At 62.9% G+C, this 14,807-nt stretch carries 15 protein-coding genes; 8 read left to right on the top strand and 7 right to left on the bottom strand.

Features of this window, described 5'->3' with window-relative positions:
* Window positions 1-231: 231 nt before the first annotated feature.
* From DK870_RS22115 to DK870_RS22085, 7 genes are all read right to left on the bottom strand, one after another.
* Entirely contained in the window at window positions 232-570 is a 339-nt protein-coding gene (locus DK870_RS22115) for a Na+/H+ antiporter subunit G (RefSeq protein WP_060756704.1), read from the bottom strand.
* On the bottom strand, window positions 567-845 hold the full coding sequence (locus DK870_RS22110) for a K+/H+ antiporter subunit F (protein WP_005789171.1): 279 nt from the start codon (window positions 843-845) through the stop codon (window positions 567-569). The genes DK870_RS22115 and DK870_RS22110 overlap by 4 nt, the downstream gene beginning before the upstream one ends.
* Window positions 842-1,330, bottom strand: a complete 489-nt coding sequence (locus DK870_RS22105; RefSeq protein ID WP_161549684.1) for a Na+/H+ antiporter subunit E — start codon at window positions 1,328-1,330, stop codon at window positions 842-844. The genes DK870_RS22110 and DK870_RS22105 overlap by 4 nt, the downstream gene beginning before the upstream one ends.
* Window positions 1,327-3,009 (bottom strand): monovalent cation/H+ antiporter subunit D, encoded by a 1,683-nt coding sequence (locus DK870_RS22100; protein WP_090370181.1) that lies wholly within the window; start codon window positions 3,007-3,009, stop codon window positions 1,327-1,329. Before DK870_RS22100 ends, DK870_RS22105 begins: the two co-directional genes overlap by 4 nt.
* Complete coding sequence (locus DK870_RS22095) at window positions 3,006-3,350, bottom strand: Na+/H+ antiporter subunit C (RefSeq protein ID WP_060756701.1); 345 nt, start codon at window positions 3,348-3,350, stop codon at window positions 3,006-3,008. Before DK870_RS22095 ends, DK870_RS22100 begins: the two co-directional genes overlap by 4 nt.
* The gene (locus DK870_RS22090) at window positions 3,350-6,271 is read right to left on the bottom strand and encodes a monovalent cation/H+ antiporter subunit A (RefSeq protein ID WP_161549683.1); all 2,922 of its coding nucleotides are present in this window, start codon (window positions 6,269-6,271) and stop codon (window positions 3,350-3,352) included. Before DK870_RS22090 ends, DK870_RS22095 begins: the two co-directional genes overlap by 1 nt.
* 124 nt (window positions 6,272-6,395) lie before the next feature.
* Window positions 6,396-7,325 carry a DMT family transporter gene (locus DK870_RS22085; protein ID WP_060756699.1) on the bottom strand — a complete coding sequence of 310 codons (930 nt, stop codon included), beginning with the start codon at window positions 7,323-7,325 and terminating at the stop codon, window positions 6,396-6,398.
* Between the two features lie 92 nt (window positions 7,326-7,417).
* Here DK870_RS22085 and DK870_RS22080 point away from each other — a divergent pair, with 92 nt between their 5' ends.
* From DK870_RS22080 to DK870_RS22045, 8 genes are all read left to right on the top strand, one after another.
* The gene (locus DK870_RS22080) at window positions 7,418-7,981 is read left to right on the top strand and encodes a helix-turn-helix domain-containing protein (protein ID WP_060756698.1); all 564 of its coding nucleotides are present in this window, start codon (window positions 7,418-7,420) and stop codon (window positions 7,979-7,981) included.
* Between the two features lie 156 nt (window positions 7,982-8,137).
* Entirely contained in the window at window positions 8,138-9,334 is a 1,197-nt protein-coding gene (locus DK870_RS22075) for an SfnB family sulfur acquisition oxidoreductase (RefSeq protein WP_161549682.1), read from the top strand.
* 11 nt (window positions 9,335-9,345) lie between these two features.
* Window positions 9,346-9,684, top strand: coding sequence for an acyl-CoA dehydrogenase (locus DK870_RS22070; protein WP_090370192.1), 339 nt, complete (start codon window positions 9,346-9,348; stop codon window positions 9,682-9,684).
* A complete protein-coding gene (locus DK870_RS22065) occupies window positions 9,684-11,120 on the top strand; it encodes an LLM class flavin-dependent oxidoreductase (protein WP_161549681.1) in 1,437 nt (478 codons plus the stop codon). The genes DK870_RS22070 and DK870_RS22065 overlap by 1 nt, the downstream gene beginning before the upstream one ends.
* A 66-nt stretch (window positions 11,121-11,186) precedes the next feature.
* Complete coding sequence (locus tag DK870_RS22060) at window positions 11,187-12,089, top strand: AMP-binding protein (protein WP_161549680.1); 903 nt, start codon at window positions 11,187-11,189, stop codon at window positions 12,087-12,089.
* Window positions 12,086-12,856 (top strand): ABC transporter ATP-binding protein, encoded by a 771-nt coding sequence (locus DK870_RS22055; RefSeq protein WP_161549679.1) that lies wholly within the window; start codon window positions 12,086-12,088, stop codon window positions 12,854-12,856. Before DK870_RS22060 ends, DK870_RS22055 begins: the two co-directional genes overlap by 4 nt.
* Complete coding sequence (locus DK870_RS22050; RefSeq protein WP_060756692.1) at window positions 12,856-13,737, top strand: branched-chain amino acid ABC transporter permease; 882 nt, start codon at window positions 12,856-12,858, stop codon at window positions 13,735-13,737. The genes DK870_RS22055 and DK870_RS22050 overlap by 1 nt, the downstream gene beginning before the upstream one ends.
* 4 nt (window positions 13,738-13,741) lie before the next feature.
* On the top strand, window positions 13,742-14,791 hold the full coding sequence (locus DK870_RS22045) for a branched-chain amino acid ABC transporter permease (protein WP_161549678.1): 1,050 nt from the start codon (window positions 13,742-13,744) through the stop codon (window positions 14,789-14,791).
* Window positions 14,792-14,807 lie beyond the last annotated feature (16 nt).

Raw genomic sequence — 14,807 nt, 5'->3', positions numbered from 1 at the left:
GCCCCAACAAGGACGCCGTGGTGTTTCAGGAAGATCGCGGTGACTGGATTTGGGGCGGCTTTGCCACCCAGCGCGGGTGCAAGCCCGCTCACTACAGATGATGTGTTCTACACCCACCATTTAACTGACTGGCATTAGGGCTTGCCCCCGACTGCTGACTGATCCACCGCTATCGGGAGCAAATCGAATCGTCGCACCGCCCCACATGTTTTTCCCTGTTCGCTCGTTGAATCAGCGGCGGCTGCTGACTTCGGCCGGTACGTCGTCACCGGCCATGCGCTTGCGGAACAGTGCGGTGCGGGCCAGTAACAGCGTGGTCACAGGCACCGTGATCGACAGCAGGATCGGGATCAACCAGCCATGCAGCACCGGCCCGGACTTGAGCACCGAAAAGTAGATAATCGATGCCAGCGCCACACACCACGCGCCCAGCGTCGAAGCCAGTGCCGGCGGGTGCATGCGTTGGAAAAAGTCCTTCAGCCGCAACAAGCCGACTGCACCGATCAACGCAAACAGACTGCTGAGCACCAGCAGCCCCGCGACGATCACTTCCACCCATAACGGCATCATTCAATCACCTCCCCACGCAGCAGGAATTTCGCCAGGGCAAACGAACCGACAAAGCCGAACAGCGCGATCAGCAGCGCGGCTTCAAAGTAGGTGTCGCTGGCATACCGAATACCCAGCACCAGCATCATCAGCATCGCCAGGATGTACAGGTAGTCCAGCGCCAGTACCCGGTCCTGGGCCGATGGGCCTTTGAACAGGCGGATCAGCGTCAGCACCATGGCCAGCGAGAACAGGAACAGGCTGAACAGGATCGCATTGGAGAGCAGGGCGCTCATTCGAAGATCTCCATCAGGGGCCGTTCGTAAGTGGTCTTGAAGTGCTCGATAAACGGCGCTTCATCCTCCAGGTCGAATACATGCAGCAGCAGGATGCTGCGGTCCAGCGCCAGTTCCGACCAGATCGTGCCGGGCACCACGGTGGTGATCATCGACAGCGCGGCCAGGCCGTTCGGGTCGCGCAGGTCCAGGGGGATCTTGATGAAGCGCGAGCGCGGTGGGCGTGAGCCGCAGGTCAGCACGCCCCAGGCCACTTGCAGGTTGGAGATGACCACATCGCGGCCGACCAGGAAGAACAGGCGAATGATCACCCCGGGGCGGCGGATCCGCACCGGCAGCGGGCGCAACGGCGCCATCATCAGCGGCGCAAGGAAGCCCAGCAGTGCGCCCAGCAGCAGGTTGCCGGGGCTGACCGACAGGTTCAGCACCAGCCACAACAGCCACAGTGCCAGCGACAGCCACGGGGCGGGGAGCAGGCGCTTCATGGTTGCACCTCCAGCGCGGCAGCCTTGGCTTCAGGGCTTGGTACCGGGCGTGTGGCCAGCACCGCCATCACGTAATGTTCCGGGTTGTTCAGGCTGACGGCCGTGTCCTGGGTGTAGTGCAGCAAGGGTTCGGCCTTGAATGTCAGCAGGATGCTCAAGCCGAGCAGCAGGAAGATCGGCACGCACTCGTAGCGACGCAGGAGCGGCGATGGGCGCTCTTCCGGGGTCCAGAAGCGTTGGATGCCCAGGCGTGCGAAGGCGATCAACGAGGCCAGGCCCGAGAGGATCAGCAGCGCTACAAGGCCCCAGGCCGCCGGGCGGATCGGTTGGTCAACGCTGACGCCCAACCCGAGCGGATTGACCAGCGCACTGAGCAGGCTCAGCTTGCCGATAAACCCGGACAGCGGCGGCATGCCGATGATCAGCAGCGCACAGGCAATAAAGCTGAGGCCGAGGAACGCCATGGTCCAGGGAATCACCTGGCCGACGACCGCCTGTTGCTCATCGTCGAGGTTCACACCCGGACGCGGGTGCAGGGACTCCATGGGTTTTGGCAGCGCATCAATCTCTTCATCCAGCGGCAGGTCGTTGGCCGAACGCGAACGCTCGATCAATTCAGCCAGCAGGAACAGCGCACTCAACGCCAACGTCGAGCTGACCAGGTAGAACAGCGCACCCGCAATCAGGCTCGGCTGGGCAAAACCGACCGCCGACAGCAAAATCCCCGCCGACACCAGGATGCTCAAGCTCGCCATGCGCTCCAGCCGCTGCGCTGCCACCATCGCCAGTGCCGCGCCGATGATGGTCGCCATACCGCCGTACACCAGCCAATCTCCGCCAAACAAGGCCGAGGCACCGGCCTGGCCGGAAAACAGCAGCGTCCACAGGCGCAGCACGGTGTACACGCCGACCTTGGTCATGATCGCAAACATCGCCGCCACCGGCGCACTGGCCGAGGAGTAGGCGGGCGCCAGCCAGAAATTCAACGGCCACATGCCGGCCTTGGCCAGGAACGCCGTGGCGAGGATCGCCGCACCGGCGTGCAACAGGCCGCGATCGGCTTCGGGCACCAGCGGGATTTTCAACGCCAGGTCGGCAAAATTCAGGGTGCCGGTGACGCCGTAGATCATCGCCGCGCCGATCAGGAACAGTGACGACGCCACCAGGTTGATCGAGATGTAATGCAGCCCCGCCGACACCCGCGCCCGGCCCGAGCCGTGCAGCATCAAGCCATAGGAGGCCGCCAGCAGCACCTCGAAAAACACGAACAGGTTAAACAGGTCGGCGGTCAGGAAGGCACCGTATAGGCCCATCATCTGGATCTGGAACAGCGCATGGAAACTGGTGCCCGCGCGGTCCCAGCGCGCCATCGCGAACAACAGCGCACTGACGCCGATGATGCCGGTGAGCACCAGCATCAAGGCCGACAGTTGATCCACCACCAGCACGATACCGAACGGCACCTGCCAGTTGCCCGGCAGGTACACGCCAATCGAGCCGGGGCCGCCTTTTTGTGTCCAGTACAGGAGCAGGATCGCAATGCCCAGGCCGATCATGCTGGAGACCAGATTGATCCTGGCTTTCAGCGGGCGGCGTTTTTCACCGAGCATCAGCATCAGTGCGGCGGTCAGCAACGGCAGCAGGATCGGTGCGATGATCAGTTGGTTCATCCACATCATTGCTTGGGCTCCCGGCCGTCCACATGGTCGGTTCCGGTCAAGCCCCGGGACGCCAGCAACACCACCAGGAACAACGCGGTCATGGCGAAGCTGATCACGATTGCCGTCAGCACCAGGGCCTGGGGCAGGGGGTCGGTATAGTGGAGCAGGTCTTGCGGTACGCCGTCCTTGATGATCGGCTCCTTGCCGATAAACAGGCTGCCCATGCTGAAAATGAACAGGTTCACCCCGTAGGACAGCAGGCACAGGCCCATCACGACCTGGAACGTCCGTGGCCGCAGGATCAACCACACACCAGAGGCCGCCAGGACCCCAATGGCGATTGCGATGACTTCTTCCATCAGGCGGCTCCTTCTGTTGCGGCAACCACTTTGGCCTGGTTGCTCGGTTTATGCGCGCGTACCGACTGGTGGCCGAGGGCGGTGAGCATCAGCAGCGTGGAGCCAACGACCATGGCGTAAACGCCGACGTCGAAGAACAGCGCACTGGCTACGTGAATATCGCCCAGCAACGGCAGGCTGAAATGCCAGGTATGCGTGGTCAGGAACGGGTAACCGACAAACAGCGCACCGAGCCCGGTCAGTGTCGCCGAGAGCAGGCCAAAGCCCATCCAGCGCATCGGCCGCAGGCTCATCTGCGCCTCGACCCACTGGGTGCCGGCCACCATGTATTGCAGAATGAACGCCACCGACATCACCAGGCCGGCGACAAAACCACCGCCGGGCTGGTTGTGGCCGCGCATGAACAGGTAGAACGACACCACCAGCGCAATCGGCAGCAGCAGGCGTACCAGTACTGCGGGCACCATCATGAAGCCCAGGGCGGTATCGCTGGCCTGGCGCGGGTTGACCAGGTCGGTGGCCACGTCCGGTGCCAGTTGGCGCTGTTGCGGTGGCAACTCCATGCTTTCTTTCGACGGCCGGAAGCGGCGCAGCAGGGCATACACGGTCAACGCCACGGCGCCGAGCACGGTGATTTCACCGAGGGTGTCGAAGCCGCGGAAGTCGACGAGCATCACGTTCACCACATTGCTGCCGCCGCCTTCGGGCAAGGCACGACTGAGGTAGAACGAGGAAATATCGTTGGGCGTCTGGCGTGTCAGCATCGCATACGACAACAGCGCCATGCCGCCACCGACCACGGTGGACAGCAGGAAGTCCCGCACGCGGCGGATGCGGGCCTTGCGCAACGAGCTGGGCAGTGGCGAGACCTCTTCGATCCGCCGTGGCAGCCAGCGCAGGCCCAGCAGGATCAGCACCGTAGTGACCACCTCGACCGCCAGTTGCGTCAGCGCCAGGTCCGGCGCCGAGAACCACACGAACGTGACGCAGGTCACCATGCCGCACACGCTGACCATGGTCAGGGCTGCCAGCCGGTGGTACTTGGCTTGCCAGGCGGCGCCCAGGGCACAGGCGATCGCCAGCAACCACAGGGTGACGAACACGATGGAGCCCGGGATCTTCGGCCGGTCACCCCAGCTGAGGCCGCTGTTGAGCATCGGGATCATGCCGCCGATCACCGCCACCAGTACCAACAGGAACAGCTGGGTCTGCAGGCGCTTGGTGCTGATGCGTTTCTCGATCTTGCGCACGCCGCGCATCATCACCACCAGGCTGCGTTCGAACATGCGCTTGCCATTGAAGTAGCTGATGATCGGCGGGTACGCGAAGCGGCCGCGCTTGAGCTGCTTGCGCAGCAGCAGGTACAGCACCACGCCGCCGGTCATGGCCACCAGGCTCATGATCATCGGTGCGTTCCAGCCGTGCCAGATGGCCAGGCTGTATTGCGGCAGCACGCCGCCGACCACCGGCAAGGCGGCCGCGGCCAGGATCGAACCGACCACTTGAGCCGGGAAAATCCCCACCAGCAGGCAGGTAAACACCAGCAACTCCACCGGTGCACGCATCCAGCGCGGTGGCTCGTGGGGAGTGTGGGGCAGGTCCGTCGCGGGCGGGCCAAAGAACACGTCGACGGTAAAACGCAGGGCGTAGGCCACGCTGAAGGTGCCGGCAATGGTCGCGATCGCCGGCAGGGCGATCTCCACCCACCGGGTCGCCGAGATAAACACCGTTTCGGCGAAGAACATCTCTTTGGACAGGAAGCCGTTAAGCAACGGTACGCCGGCCATGGAGGCGCTGGCCACCATGGCCAGGGTCGCGGTAAACGGGATCAGACGGACCAGGCCACTGAGCTTGCGAATGTCACGAGTGCCGCTTTCGTGGTCGATGATCCCCGCCGCCATGAACAACGAAGCCTTGAACGTCGCATGGTTGAGGATATGGAAGACCGCGGCGACGGCCGCCAACGGGCTGTTGAGGCCCAGCAGCAGGGTGATCAGCCCGAGGTGGCTGATGGTGGAGTAGGCCAGCAGGCCCTTGAGGTCATTCTGGAACATGGCGCAGTACGCGCCGAGGAGGAGGGTGAGAGCGCCGGCACCGCCGACGATCCAGAACCATTCTTCGCTGCCGGACAGCGACGGCCACAGGCGGGCCAGCAGGAACACGCCGGCCTTCACCATCGTCGCCGAGTGCAGGTAGGCCGATACCGGCGTGGGGGCCGCCATTGCGTGGGGCAGCCAGAAATGGAAGGGGAATTGCGCGCTTTTGCTCAGCGCGCCGACCAGCACCAGCGCCAGCATGACCGGGTAGAGCGAATGCGCACGGATCTGATCGCCCGCCGCCAATACCTGGTCCAGGTCATAGCTGCCGACGATATGCCCCAGCAGCATCACACCCGCCAACAGGCACAGGCCACCGGCGCCGGTGACCATCAAGGCCATATAGGCGCCACGGCGCGCATCCGCCCGATGGTGCCAGTAGCCGATCAGCAGGAACGAGAACAGGCTGGTCAGTTCCCAGAAGAACACGATCTGGATCAGGTTGCCGGAAATCACCAGCCCGAGCATGGCGCCCATGAACGCCAGGAAAAACGCGAAGAAGCGCGGTACCGGGTCATCCGGCGACATGTAATAGCGCGCATACAGCGACACCAGCGTGCCGATGCCCAGCACCAGCATCGAGAACAGCCAGGCGAACCCGTCCATGCGCAAGACGAAGTTCAGCCCGAGGCTGGGCAACCACATGAATTCTTCGTGAATCACGCCACCATGGGCGATCAGGGGGTAGAGCAGGGCTACTTGAACAGTGCCGACCAGCGCCACCAGGCCGGCCAGCAGGGATTCGGTGTTACGTGCATTGTGCGGCAGCAAGGCCGCCAGACAGCTGCCAAGGAACGGCAGAAGCAGTAGAACTATCAGGGACATAGGCTTCTAATCTGCGGGAGTTTGAGATGCATCATACGTGCCGCTTTCGTGATCACCAAACGGCAACATGTGGCAGGATCCTACAAGGTAGGCCGAAAACTCCCATTTGGCATTGTGTCGGACCTTAGCCCTGCTGCTCCTGTTCCCTTTCATCTGCCAGGTCGATGGCCTTTTGCCCCTTGGTCTTCAACTCACTGACGATCACCGCCACCACAATCAATGCCGCCCCCAACATGGCAATCGGCGGAAAGCGCTCCCCGGCGATGCGCCCGATCACGCCGGCCCACACCGGCTCACCGGCATAGATCAAGGTGGCGCGGGTTGGCGAAACACTCTGTTGCGCCCAGTTCATTGCCACCTGGATGATCGCACTGGTCAAGCCCAGGCCGACGGCACTGAACAGCAGCAGCCACGAGAACTCGGGCAGCGCTTCACCCATCGGCACCACCATCAGAAACGACAACAGCGACGCCGTGGCCAGTTGCACGACGGTGACGCGACGCACATCCACCTGCCCGGCATAGGCGCCGATGAGGATGATTTCCGCTGCCACCGCGATTGCACAGATCAGCGTGGCGATCTCACCGGGGCTGAAGTTGAGCGAGGCGCCGCTGGGGCCTGTCAGCAGCATCAACCCGGTAAACGCCAGCATGATGCCGATGCTCGGCATCAGCCCTGGACGCCGACCGAGCACCAGCCACTGCAACAATGGCACGCAGGGCACATACAGCGCCGTGATAAAGGCCGACTGGCTGCTGGGGATGGTCTGCAAACCGATGGTCTGCATGCCATAGCCGAACATGATCGAGGTGCCGATGAAGGCGCCGGCCTTCAATTCAAACAGGGTCAGCTCGCTCAGCGTACGCAATGAGAAGAAACCGACCACGAGCGCCGCCGCCGCAAATCGCAACCCCACGAAAAACATCGGACCGCTGACGGTCATGGCATGCTGCACCAGCAAAAAGGTGCCGCCCCAGATCATGGTGATCAGCACCAGGATGCATTCGGCTTTGCTGAAACGGTTGAAACGCGGGGAAACGTTCGAGGAGGTCATGGCGGCTCGGTCTTGCAAGGGAAAGGCACGGACCGCACAATGCGCCGCACGCTGGGCAGTATACTGCGCACACCTACCAATTGAGCAATATAGTGCACAAAGAAAATCCGCAACGGGCTTCGGTCCTGCAACACGTCAGCCAAAACGTTCGTCGCCTGCGCCACGCCGCCGACCTGAGCCAGACCGCGCTCGCGGAAAAGTCCGGGGTCAGCCGGCGCATGCTGGTGGCCATCGAGGCGGGGGAGAAGAATGTCAGCCTGTCGACCCTGGACCGTGTCGCCGAAGCGCTGGAGGTGGCGTTCAGCGACCTGATCCAGGCGCCGGATGCGGGCGACCACAGCCGCATCAACGAGTTGGCCTGGGCCGGCGATATCCCCGGCAGCAAGGCCGTGCTGCTGGCCAGGGCCAACGCCCGGCGCGAAGTCGAATTGTGGGAGATGCGCCTGGAGCCCGGTGACCGCTACAGCCCCGAACCGGACCCGGAAGGCTGGAGCGTGCAACTGTTTGTGTATGAAGGGGCCTTGACCCTGATTCTGGATGACGAAGAAAAGCACGTTGCCGCAGGCGAGTTCTACATGTTCGCCAGCCGCCAGTCCCACCACTATCGCAATGAGGGTGATGTGGCCGTGTGCTTCGTTCGGACCGTGGTGATCTAACTGTTCGCCAGGCAACAGTGCCTGGGCACTTTGCTGGTTTGAAACACGCCCCCATAGCGCTGATTTGCTAGCAAGCTACTGATTTTATTGGCGATTAAATTCAGGCACGACTCCTGCAATTGCACAGGTCATCCCATCGGAGCCTGGAGTCGGCCCATGTCAGCCCACCCTCAACACCCTGCCCATATCATTCGCTCGGACGCCGAAGCCATCGAGGTGGCGACGCGCCTGGCCGCACGTTTTGCCGTTGACGCCAGCGCGCGCGACCGTGAGCGTCGCTTGCCGGTGGCCGAACTCGACGAGTTCTCTGCCAGCGGCCTGTGGGGCATCACCGTGCCTAAAGCCTACGGTGGCGCCGAAGTGTCCTATGTGACCGTGGCCGAAGTGATCAAGTTGATCTCCGCCGCCGACCCGTCACTGGGGCAGATCCCGCAGAACCACCTGGGCGTGGTGGATATCCTGGTGCAAACGGCGACAGAGGAGCAAAAGCGGCATTACTTCGGCAAGGTCCTGGCGGGCTACCGCTTCGGCAATGCTTTCTCCGAAGCCAAGAGCAAAAATGCCGGCACTTTCGATACCCAGATCCGTTTCCACGGCGACCGCGCGCAAATCAATGGCGAGAAGTTCTATTGCACCGGCGCACTGTTTGCGCACCTGGTGCCCACCGTCGGCAATGACGAAAACGGCCAGGCGTTTATTGCGCTTATCGAACGTGATGCACCGGGCCTGAGCGTCATCGACAATTGGGACGGCTTTGGCCAGCGCACCACCGCCAGCGGCGGCGTGACCCTCGATGGCGTGAGTGTGCCCTTGAGCGCGGTGATCCCCGCACACCAGGCGTTCGACCAACCCACCGCCAGCGGCCCGATCTCGCAGATCATCCAGGCCGCCGTCGACACCGGCATTGCCCTGGGCGCCCTTGAACAAGCCAAAATCTACGCACGCCAGGCGCGCCCATGGATCGACAGCCAGCAGGACCACGGCTGGCAAGACCCGTTCACCATCGCCGCCATCGGCGACCTGCAGTGGCGTGTGCATGGTACCGAAGCGATCCTCGCCAAGGCCGGTATCGCGGTCGACCTGGCCCTGGCCGAACCGAATGAAGACACCGTAGCCAATGCCTCGCTGGTGGTTGCCCAGGCCAAGGTCCTGTCCGCCGAAACCGCATTGCTCGCCAGCAGCAAACTCTTCGAACTGGCCGGCACCCGCTCGGTCACCGCCAAGCACAACCTCGACCGCTTCTGGCGCAATGCACGCACCCATACCCTGCACGACCCGGCCCGCTGGAAATACCACCTGATCGGCAATTTTGTGCTTAACGGCGTGAAGCCTGCCCGCCACGCCTGGAACTGAGGAGCCTACCCATGACTGCACCGAACCCCGTTCTGAATCAAGCGCGGCAATTGCTCGAAAGCACCCGACGCCATGTCGAGAAAAGCGATGACCCTTACGTGATCAGCCGCTTCGGTGATTTGCAGATCCGCGTCGATGTCGCCGCGGCCTTGCTTGAACGCGCCGAAACCCATCCCAGCCCGGTCGCGTTGACCGAAGCGCAAATCGCCGCCGCCGAAGCCCTGATTGCCGCCAGCAACGCTGAATTCGAACTGACCGGCCAGCGCACCGCCTTGCCATCGACCCTCGATGACCCGCTGCGCTGGAAATATCAGGTGGTCGGCAATTTCCACCTCAACGGAGTGCATTGATGGCCCGGGAAATTCGCTTGAATGCCTTCGACATGAACTGTGTGGGTCACCAATCCCCCGGCCTGTGGGCGCACCCTCGGGACCGCTCGTGGCAGTACAAGGACCTGGAGTACTGGACCGACCTTGCGAAAATCCTCGAGCGTGGCAAGTTCGACGGCCTGTTTATCGCCGACGTGCTGGGTATCTACGATGTTTACAACGGCAACGGCGACGCGGCGATCCGCCAAGCGGCGCAGGTGCCGGTCAACGACCCGTTGTCGCTGATCGCGCCGATGGCGCTGGTCACCGAGCACCTGGGTTTTGGCCTGACCGCCTCGCTGTCGTTCGAGCACCCGTATCCGTTTGCTCGCCGGCTTTCGACCCTCGATCATCTGACCAAGGGCCGTATCGGCTGGAACATCGTCACCTCCTATCTGGAAAGCGGTGCCAAGAACCTCGGCCAGAAAGCCCAGACCGAACACGATGCACGCTACGACTACGCCGAAGAATACCTGCAGGTTTGCTACAAACTCTGGGAAGGCAGTTGGGAGGAGGGCGCCGTACTGCGTGACCGCGAGCGGCGGATTTTCAGCGACCCGAGCAAAATCCACGAGATCCGCCATGTCGGCAAGCACTTCCAGGTGCCCGGTATTCACCTGTGCGAACCCTCGCCACAGCGCACGCCTGTGCTCTACCAGGCCGGTGCATCCAGCCGTGGCAAGCAGTTCGCCGCCGAGCAGGCCGAATGCGTGTTCGTGGCCGCGCCGTCCAAGGTGCTGCTGAAAAAGACCGTCGCCGACATCCGCCGCCGCGCCGCCGAAGCGGGGCGTGATCCGAAGAAAATCCTGATTTTCAATCTGCAGACGGTGATCGTCGGCGAGACCGATGCGAAGGCCAAAGCCAAGTTCGATGAATACAAAACCTATGTCAGCTACGAAGGCGCGATGGCGCTGATCTCCGGTTGGACCGGTATCGATTTCAGCCAATTCAAACCGGATGAGCCGCTCAAGCATGTGCACACCAACGCGATTCAATCGGCGGTGGAAGCGTTCTCCACGGCCGATCCGGACAAGGTCTGGACGCCCCATGAACTGGCGGACTGGGTCGGCATCGGGGGGTTTGGCCCGCTGTTCGTCGGCGGCCCGCAAACCGTCGCCGACCTGCTGCAGGAATGGGTCGAAGAGACCGACGTAGACGGTTTCAACCTGGCCTATGCGCTGACCCACGAAACCTTTATCGACGCCGTCGACCTGCTCGTGCCGGAGTTGCAGAAGCGCGGCGTGTACAAGACCGAATATGCCCAAGGCACCTTGCGCGAGAAGTTGTTTGGCGAAGGCGCGCGGTTGGCGCCGAACCATCCCGGCGCCGGCTATCGCGATTTATCGGGCTTATACAAACCAAGGGTGGGAGGGGGCTTGCTCCCGATAGCGGTGGGTCAGCAACAGATAGTTACCTGACACCACCCACCTTGACCTTCAGCCAGCGGACCACCGCACGCTTAACCACTAATAGGAGTAGTCCCTATGAGCGTGCACGAACTCAAACGCCCGCTGGCCCTGGAATGGCCTGCCGAATGGCTCGGTCATTTGCCCCACGCCCTGGAACAACTGCAGCACTGGGCGCAGGTCACTCCGCTGCAAACCGCCCTGCGTCACAAGCGCCAGGGCCAGTGGTATGCCTGGCGCTGGATCGATGCCTTGCGCGATGTCGAGCGCCTGGCCGACGGCTTGCGCCAACAGGGTTTCGGTGAGCAGTCGCGGCTGGCTCTCAGCGGTGCTTTTGAGCCCAACCTGTTGCTGCTGGCGTTGGCGGCCCAGTCTGTCGGCGCGTCGGTGCTGTCCATCGCCGATGACCTGGCTCCCGAGGTGTTGCAGCAACAACTGTGGCGTATCCGTCCTACCCATGGCTATGTGCACAGTCGTCGGCAGGCGCGACATTGGTCGTCCACCCAACGCTTGGATTTCGCTCAATTGCTTGGCCCGGTCGACCCGGCGCAACACGTGCAGCGCTGGTGGCAACCGACGAGTGAAACCGTGCTGTGGAGCGAGGAGGGCACCGACTGGCCAGGGGGGCTCGCCGTGGTGCTGGAACACTGGCTAAGCAGCGGCCATGGCCTGGCCTTCCCGGAAAGCCCGGCTTCGGCCCGCCGTGATCGCCGCGAAGTGGCGCCCACCGGCTTGCTGCTGTCGCCTGCGCGTTTGCAACACCTGGCCGACGAGATCGAAAGCCGTCTGGCTCCCCTCGGCACCTGGCGTCGACGCCTGTGCGAGTGGGCTATCGCGCATCCGCACAGCGGCCTGCGCCGTGTGTTGAAAAACCGCGTGCGCAGGCTGCTTGGTTTCCAGCGCCTGGCCTATATCTGGCAACCCCTCAAAACCAGCGTCGAGCCGACATGGCTGGCTGAATTCAAGCGGGAGATTGCATGAGCCAGGCCATATTGCAGGTACGCGATGTCTCGCTGTCGTTCAAAGGCGTCAAGGCCATCAACGCCTTGTCCTTTGCTGTGCAACGCGGCGAGATCTGTGCGCTGATCGGGCCCAACGGTGCCGGTAAAAGCTCGCTGCTCAATGTGCTCAACGGCGTATATCGCTTCGATGCCGGTGAAATCGTCTTTGAGCAACACGCCTTTCACCGTATCGATCCCCTGGATGCAGCCCGCCGGGGCATTGGCCGCACCTTCCAGAACAATGCGCTGTTCAAGAAGATGAGCGTGCTCGACAACCTGCTCACCGGCCTGTCGCGGCACATGCGCAGTACCTTTATCGAACAAGCCCTGAGCCTGCCCCGCGCACGACGTGAGGCCGAGGCGTTCCGGCTGCGCGCCCAGGGCATCCTCGAGTTCCTTGACCTGCAAGCCCATCGCGAGGTGCTGGTGGGCAACCTCTCCTACGGCCTGCAAAAGCGCGTGGAGCTGGGCCGGGCGTTGATCGCCGGGCCTAGCCTGCTGCTGCTCGACGAACCCATGGCCGGTATGAATGCCGAGGAAAAACGCGAGATGGCGCGCTTCGTTGCCGATGTGAACCGCGACCTCGGCACCACCGTGGTGTTGATCGAACATGACATCGGCGTGGTCATGGGCCTGTCTGACCATGTGGTGGTGCTCGACTACGGCCGCAAGGTCGGCGACGGCACACCGGCCCAGGTGCAGGCTGACCCTGACGTGATCGCGGCCTACCTGGGAGTTGCACACTGATGACGTTCTTCTTCGAAACCCTGCTCGGCGGCCTGCTCGCCGGCACGATGTACTCGCTGGTCGCCATTGGCTTTGTGCTGATCTACAAGGCCAGCGGCGTGTTCAACTTCGCCCAGGGCGCGATGCTGCTGTTTGCCGCGCTGACCTTCGTCAGCCTGCACGATCAGGGCGTGCCGTTTGCCCTGGCATTGCTGTTGACGGTGCTGGTGATGGTCGTCGGCGCCTGGCTGATCGAGCGCCTGGTGCTGCGACCGCTGGTGAACCGTTCGCAGATCACCCTGTTCATGGCCACCTTGGGCCTGTCGTTCATTATCGAGGGCCTGGCCCAGGGCTTGATGGGCTCGCAGGTGCGCGCCCTCGACCTGGGTATCGACGACGTGCCGCTGTTCGTCGGGCCGCTGATGCTCAGCCAGTTCGACCTGGTCGCGGCGGCCGCTGCCGTCGTGCTGGTGACGGTGCTGGCGCTGCTGTTCAACAAAACCCGCATGGGCGTGTCGCTGCGCGCGGTGGCGGATGACACCACGGCGGCGCTGTCCATCGGCATCAACCTCAACCGGATCTGGCAGATTGTCTGGGCGGTGGCGGGCATTGTCGGGCTGGTCGCCGGGTTGCTCTGGGGTGCCCGGCAGGGCGTGCAGTTTTCCTTGTCGCTGGTGGTGCTCAAGGCGCTGCCGGTACTGATTATCGGCGGCTTCACCTCGATCGGTGGGGCAATTGTCGGCGGGTTGATTGTCGGCGCGGCGGAGAACCTGGCTGAGGTGTACATCGGCCCCTGGATCGGTGGCGGTATCACGCCGTGGTTTGCCTACGTACTGGCCTTGGCCTTCCTGTATATCCGCCCCGCCGGCCTGTTCGGCGAGCGCGCCATCGAGCGAGTCTGAACCCATGTCGATACCGGTTGTTCAAGAAACCGCGCCGCTGTTGCTGACTGAGCGGCGCCTCCCGTGGGGCTGGATCGGCCTGTTGGTACTGGCCTTTGTGGTGGTGCCGCTGTGGGGCAATGACTATTGGCTCAATGCGATCCTGATTCCCTTTCTGGTGCTGTCGCTGGCCGGGTTGGGCCTGAACCTGTTGACCGGCTACACCGGGCAAACCTCGGTCGGCGCCGCCGGGTTCATGGCCGTCGGTGCATTTGCCACCTACGGTTTTCTGCTGCGCCTGCCCGAGTTGGGCTTGCCGGTGGCACTGTTCGGCGGTGGGATTATCAGCGCGTTGGTCGGCCTGCTGTTCGGTCTGCCCAGCTCGCGAATCAAGGGCTTCTACCTGATGGTCACCACCTTGGCCGCGCAGTTTTTCCTGGAGTGGCTGTTCGTCAAATTCCCCTGGTTCTACAACTACGGCTCCTCCGGGACTATTTCCGCGCCCAGGCTGGCGCTGTTCGGCCACGACCTCAATACGCCGCTGGGCCGCTACCTGCTGACGCTGGTGACGGTGCTGCTGTTGACCTGGGCCGCCGTCAACCTGGTGCGTAGCCAAATTGGCCGCAACTGGATGGCGATCCGCGACATGGACACCGCCGCTGCCGTGGTCGGCATTGCGGTGGCGCGCTACAAGCGCCTGGCGTTCGCCGTCAGCTCGTTCTACCTGGGCATCGCCGGGGCATTGTGGGCCTTTGCCTACCTGGGCACGGCCAGTGCCGGCAGCTTCGATATCAACCGTTCGTTCCAGATCCTGTTCATCATCATTATCGGTGGCATGGGCAGCATCGCCGGCAATTTCGTCGGGGCGGCCTTTATCAGCCTGCTGCCGATTTTCCTCAGCCATGCCGGGCAGGCGCTGTTCGGTGGGGCGGTGGATGCGGGGCAGTTGCAGAACCTGCAGAAAATCATCTTTGGCGTGTTGATCATCGTGTTCCTGATCAAGGAACCCGAGGGCTTGATTCGCCTGCTGGGCAACCTGCGCGACCGGCTGCGTCAGTGGCCTTTACGTTTCTGAACCGATAAGAGAATCC

It is taken from the genome of Pseudomonas sp. Q1 (genome assembly GCF_009935975.1).
GTDB classification, from domain to species: domain Bacteria; phylum Pseudomonadota; class Gammaproteobacteria; order Pseudomonadales; family Pseudomonadaceae; genus Aquipseudomonas; species Aquipseudomonas palleroniana.
The sequence above is the reverse complement of the archived record's forward strand: the minus strand, read 5'-3'. Positions and strand labels throughout refer to the sequence as shown.

Bases quoted from the DNA above. Each gene is read 5' to 3' on its own strand.
- DK870_RS22090 (WP_161549683.1), bottom strand. From the start codon at position 6,271: ATGTCCCTGATAGTTCTACTGCTTCTGCCGTTCCTTGGCAGCTGTCTG.
- DK870_RS22115 (WP_060756704.1), bottom strand. From the start codon at position 570: ATGATGCCGTTATGGGTGGAAGTGATCGTCGCGGGGCTGCTGGTGCTC.
- DK870_RS22110 (WP_005789171.1), bottom strand. From the start codon at position 845: ATGAGCGCCCTGCTCTCCAATGCGATCCTGTTCAGCCTGTTCCTGTTC.
- DK870_RS22100 (WP_090370181.1), bottom strand. From the start codon at position 3,009: ATGATGTGGATGAACCAACTGATCATCGCACCGATCCTGCTGCCGTTG.
- DK870_RS22085 (WP_060756699.1), bottom strand. From the start codon at position 7,325: ATGACCTCCTCGAACGTTTCCCCGCGTTTCAACCGTTTCAGCAAAGCC.
- DK870_RS22070 (WP_090370192.1), top strand. From the start codon at position 9,346: ATGACTGCACCGAACCCCGTTCTGAATCAAGCGCGGCAATTGCTCGAA.
- DK870_RS22050 (WP_060756692.1), top strand. From the start codon at position 12,856: ATGACGTTCTTCTTCGAAACCCTGCTCGGCGGCCTGCTCGCCGGCACG.
- DK870_RS22055 (WP_161549679.1), top strand. From the start codon at position 12,086: ATGAGCCAGGCCATATTGCAGGTACGCGATGTCTCGCTGTCGTTCAAA.
- DK870_RS22045 (WP_161549678.1), top strand. From the start codon at position 13,742: ATGTCGATACCGGTTGTTCAAGAAACCGCGCCGCTGTTGCTGACTGAG.
- DK870_RS22105 (WP_161549684.1), bottom strand. From the start codon at position 1,330: ATGAAGCGCCTGCTCCCCGCCCCGTGGCTGTCGCTGGCACTGTGGCTG.
- DK870_RS22095 (WP_060756701.1), bottom strand. From the start codon at position 3,350: ATGGAAGAAGTCATCGCAATCGCCATTGGGGTCCTGGCGGCCTCTGGT.
- DK870_RS22065 (WP_161549681.1), top strand. From the start codon at position 9,684: ATGGCCCGGGAAATTCGCTTGAATGCCTTCGACATGAACTGTGTGGGT.
- DK870_RS22075 (WP_161549682.1), top strand. From the start codon at position 8,138: ATGTCAGCCCACCCTCAACACCCTGCCCATATCATTCGCTCGGACGCC.
- DK870_RS22060 (WP_161549680.1), top strand. From the start codon at position 11,187: ATGAGCGTGCACGAACTCAAACGCCCGCTGGCCCTGGAATGGCCTGCC.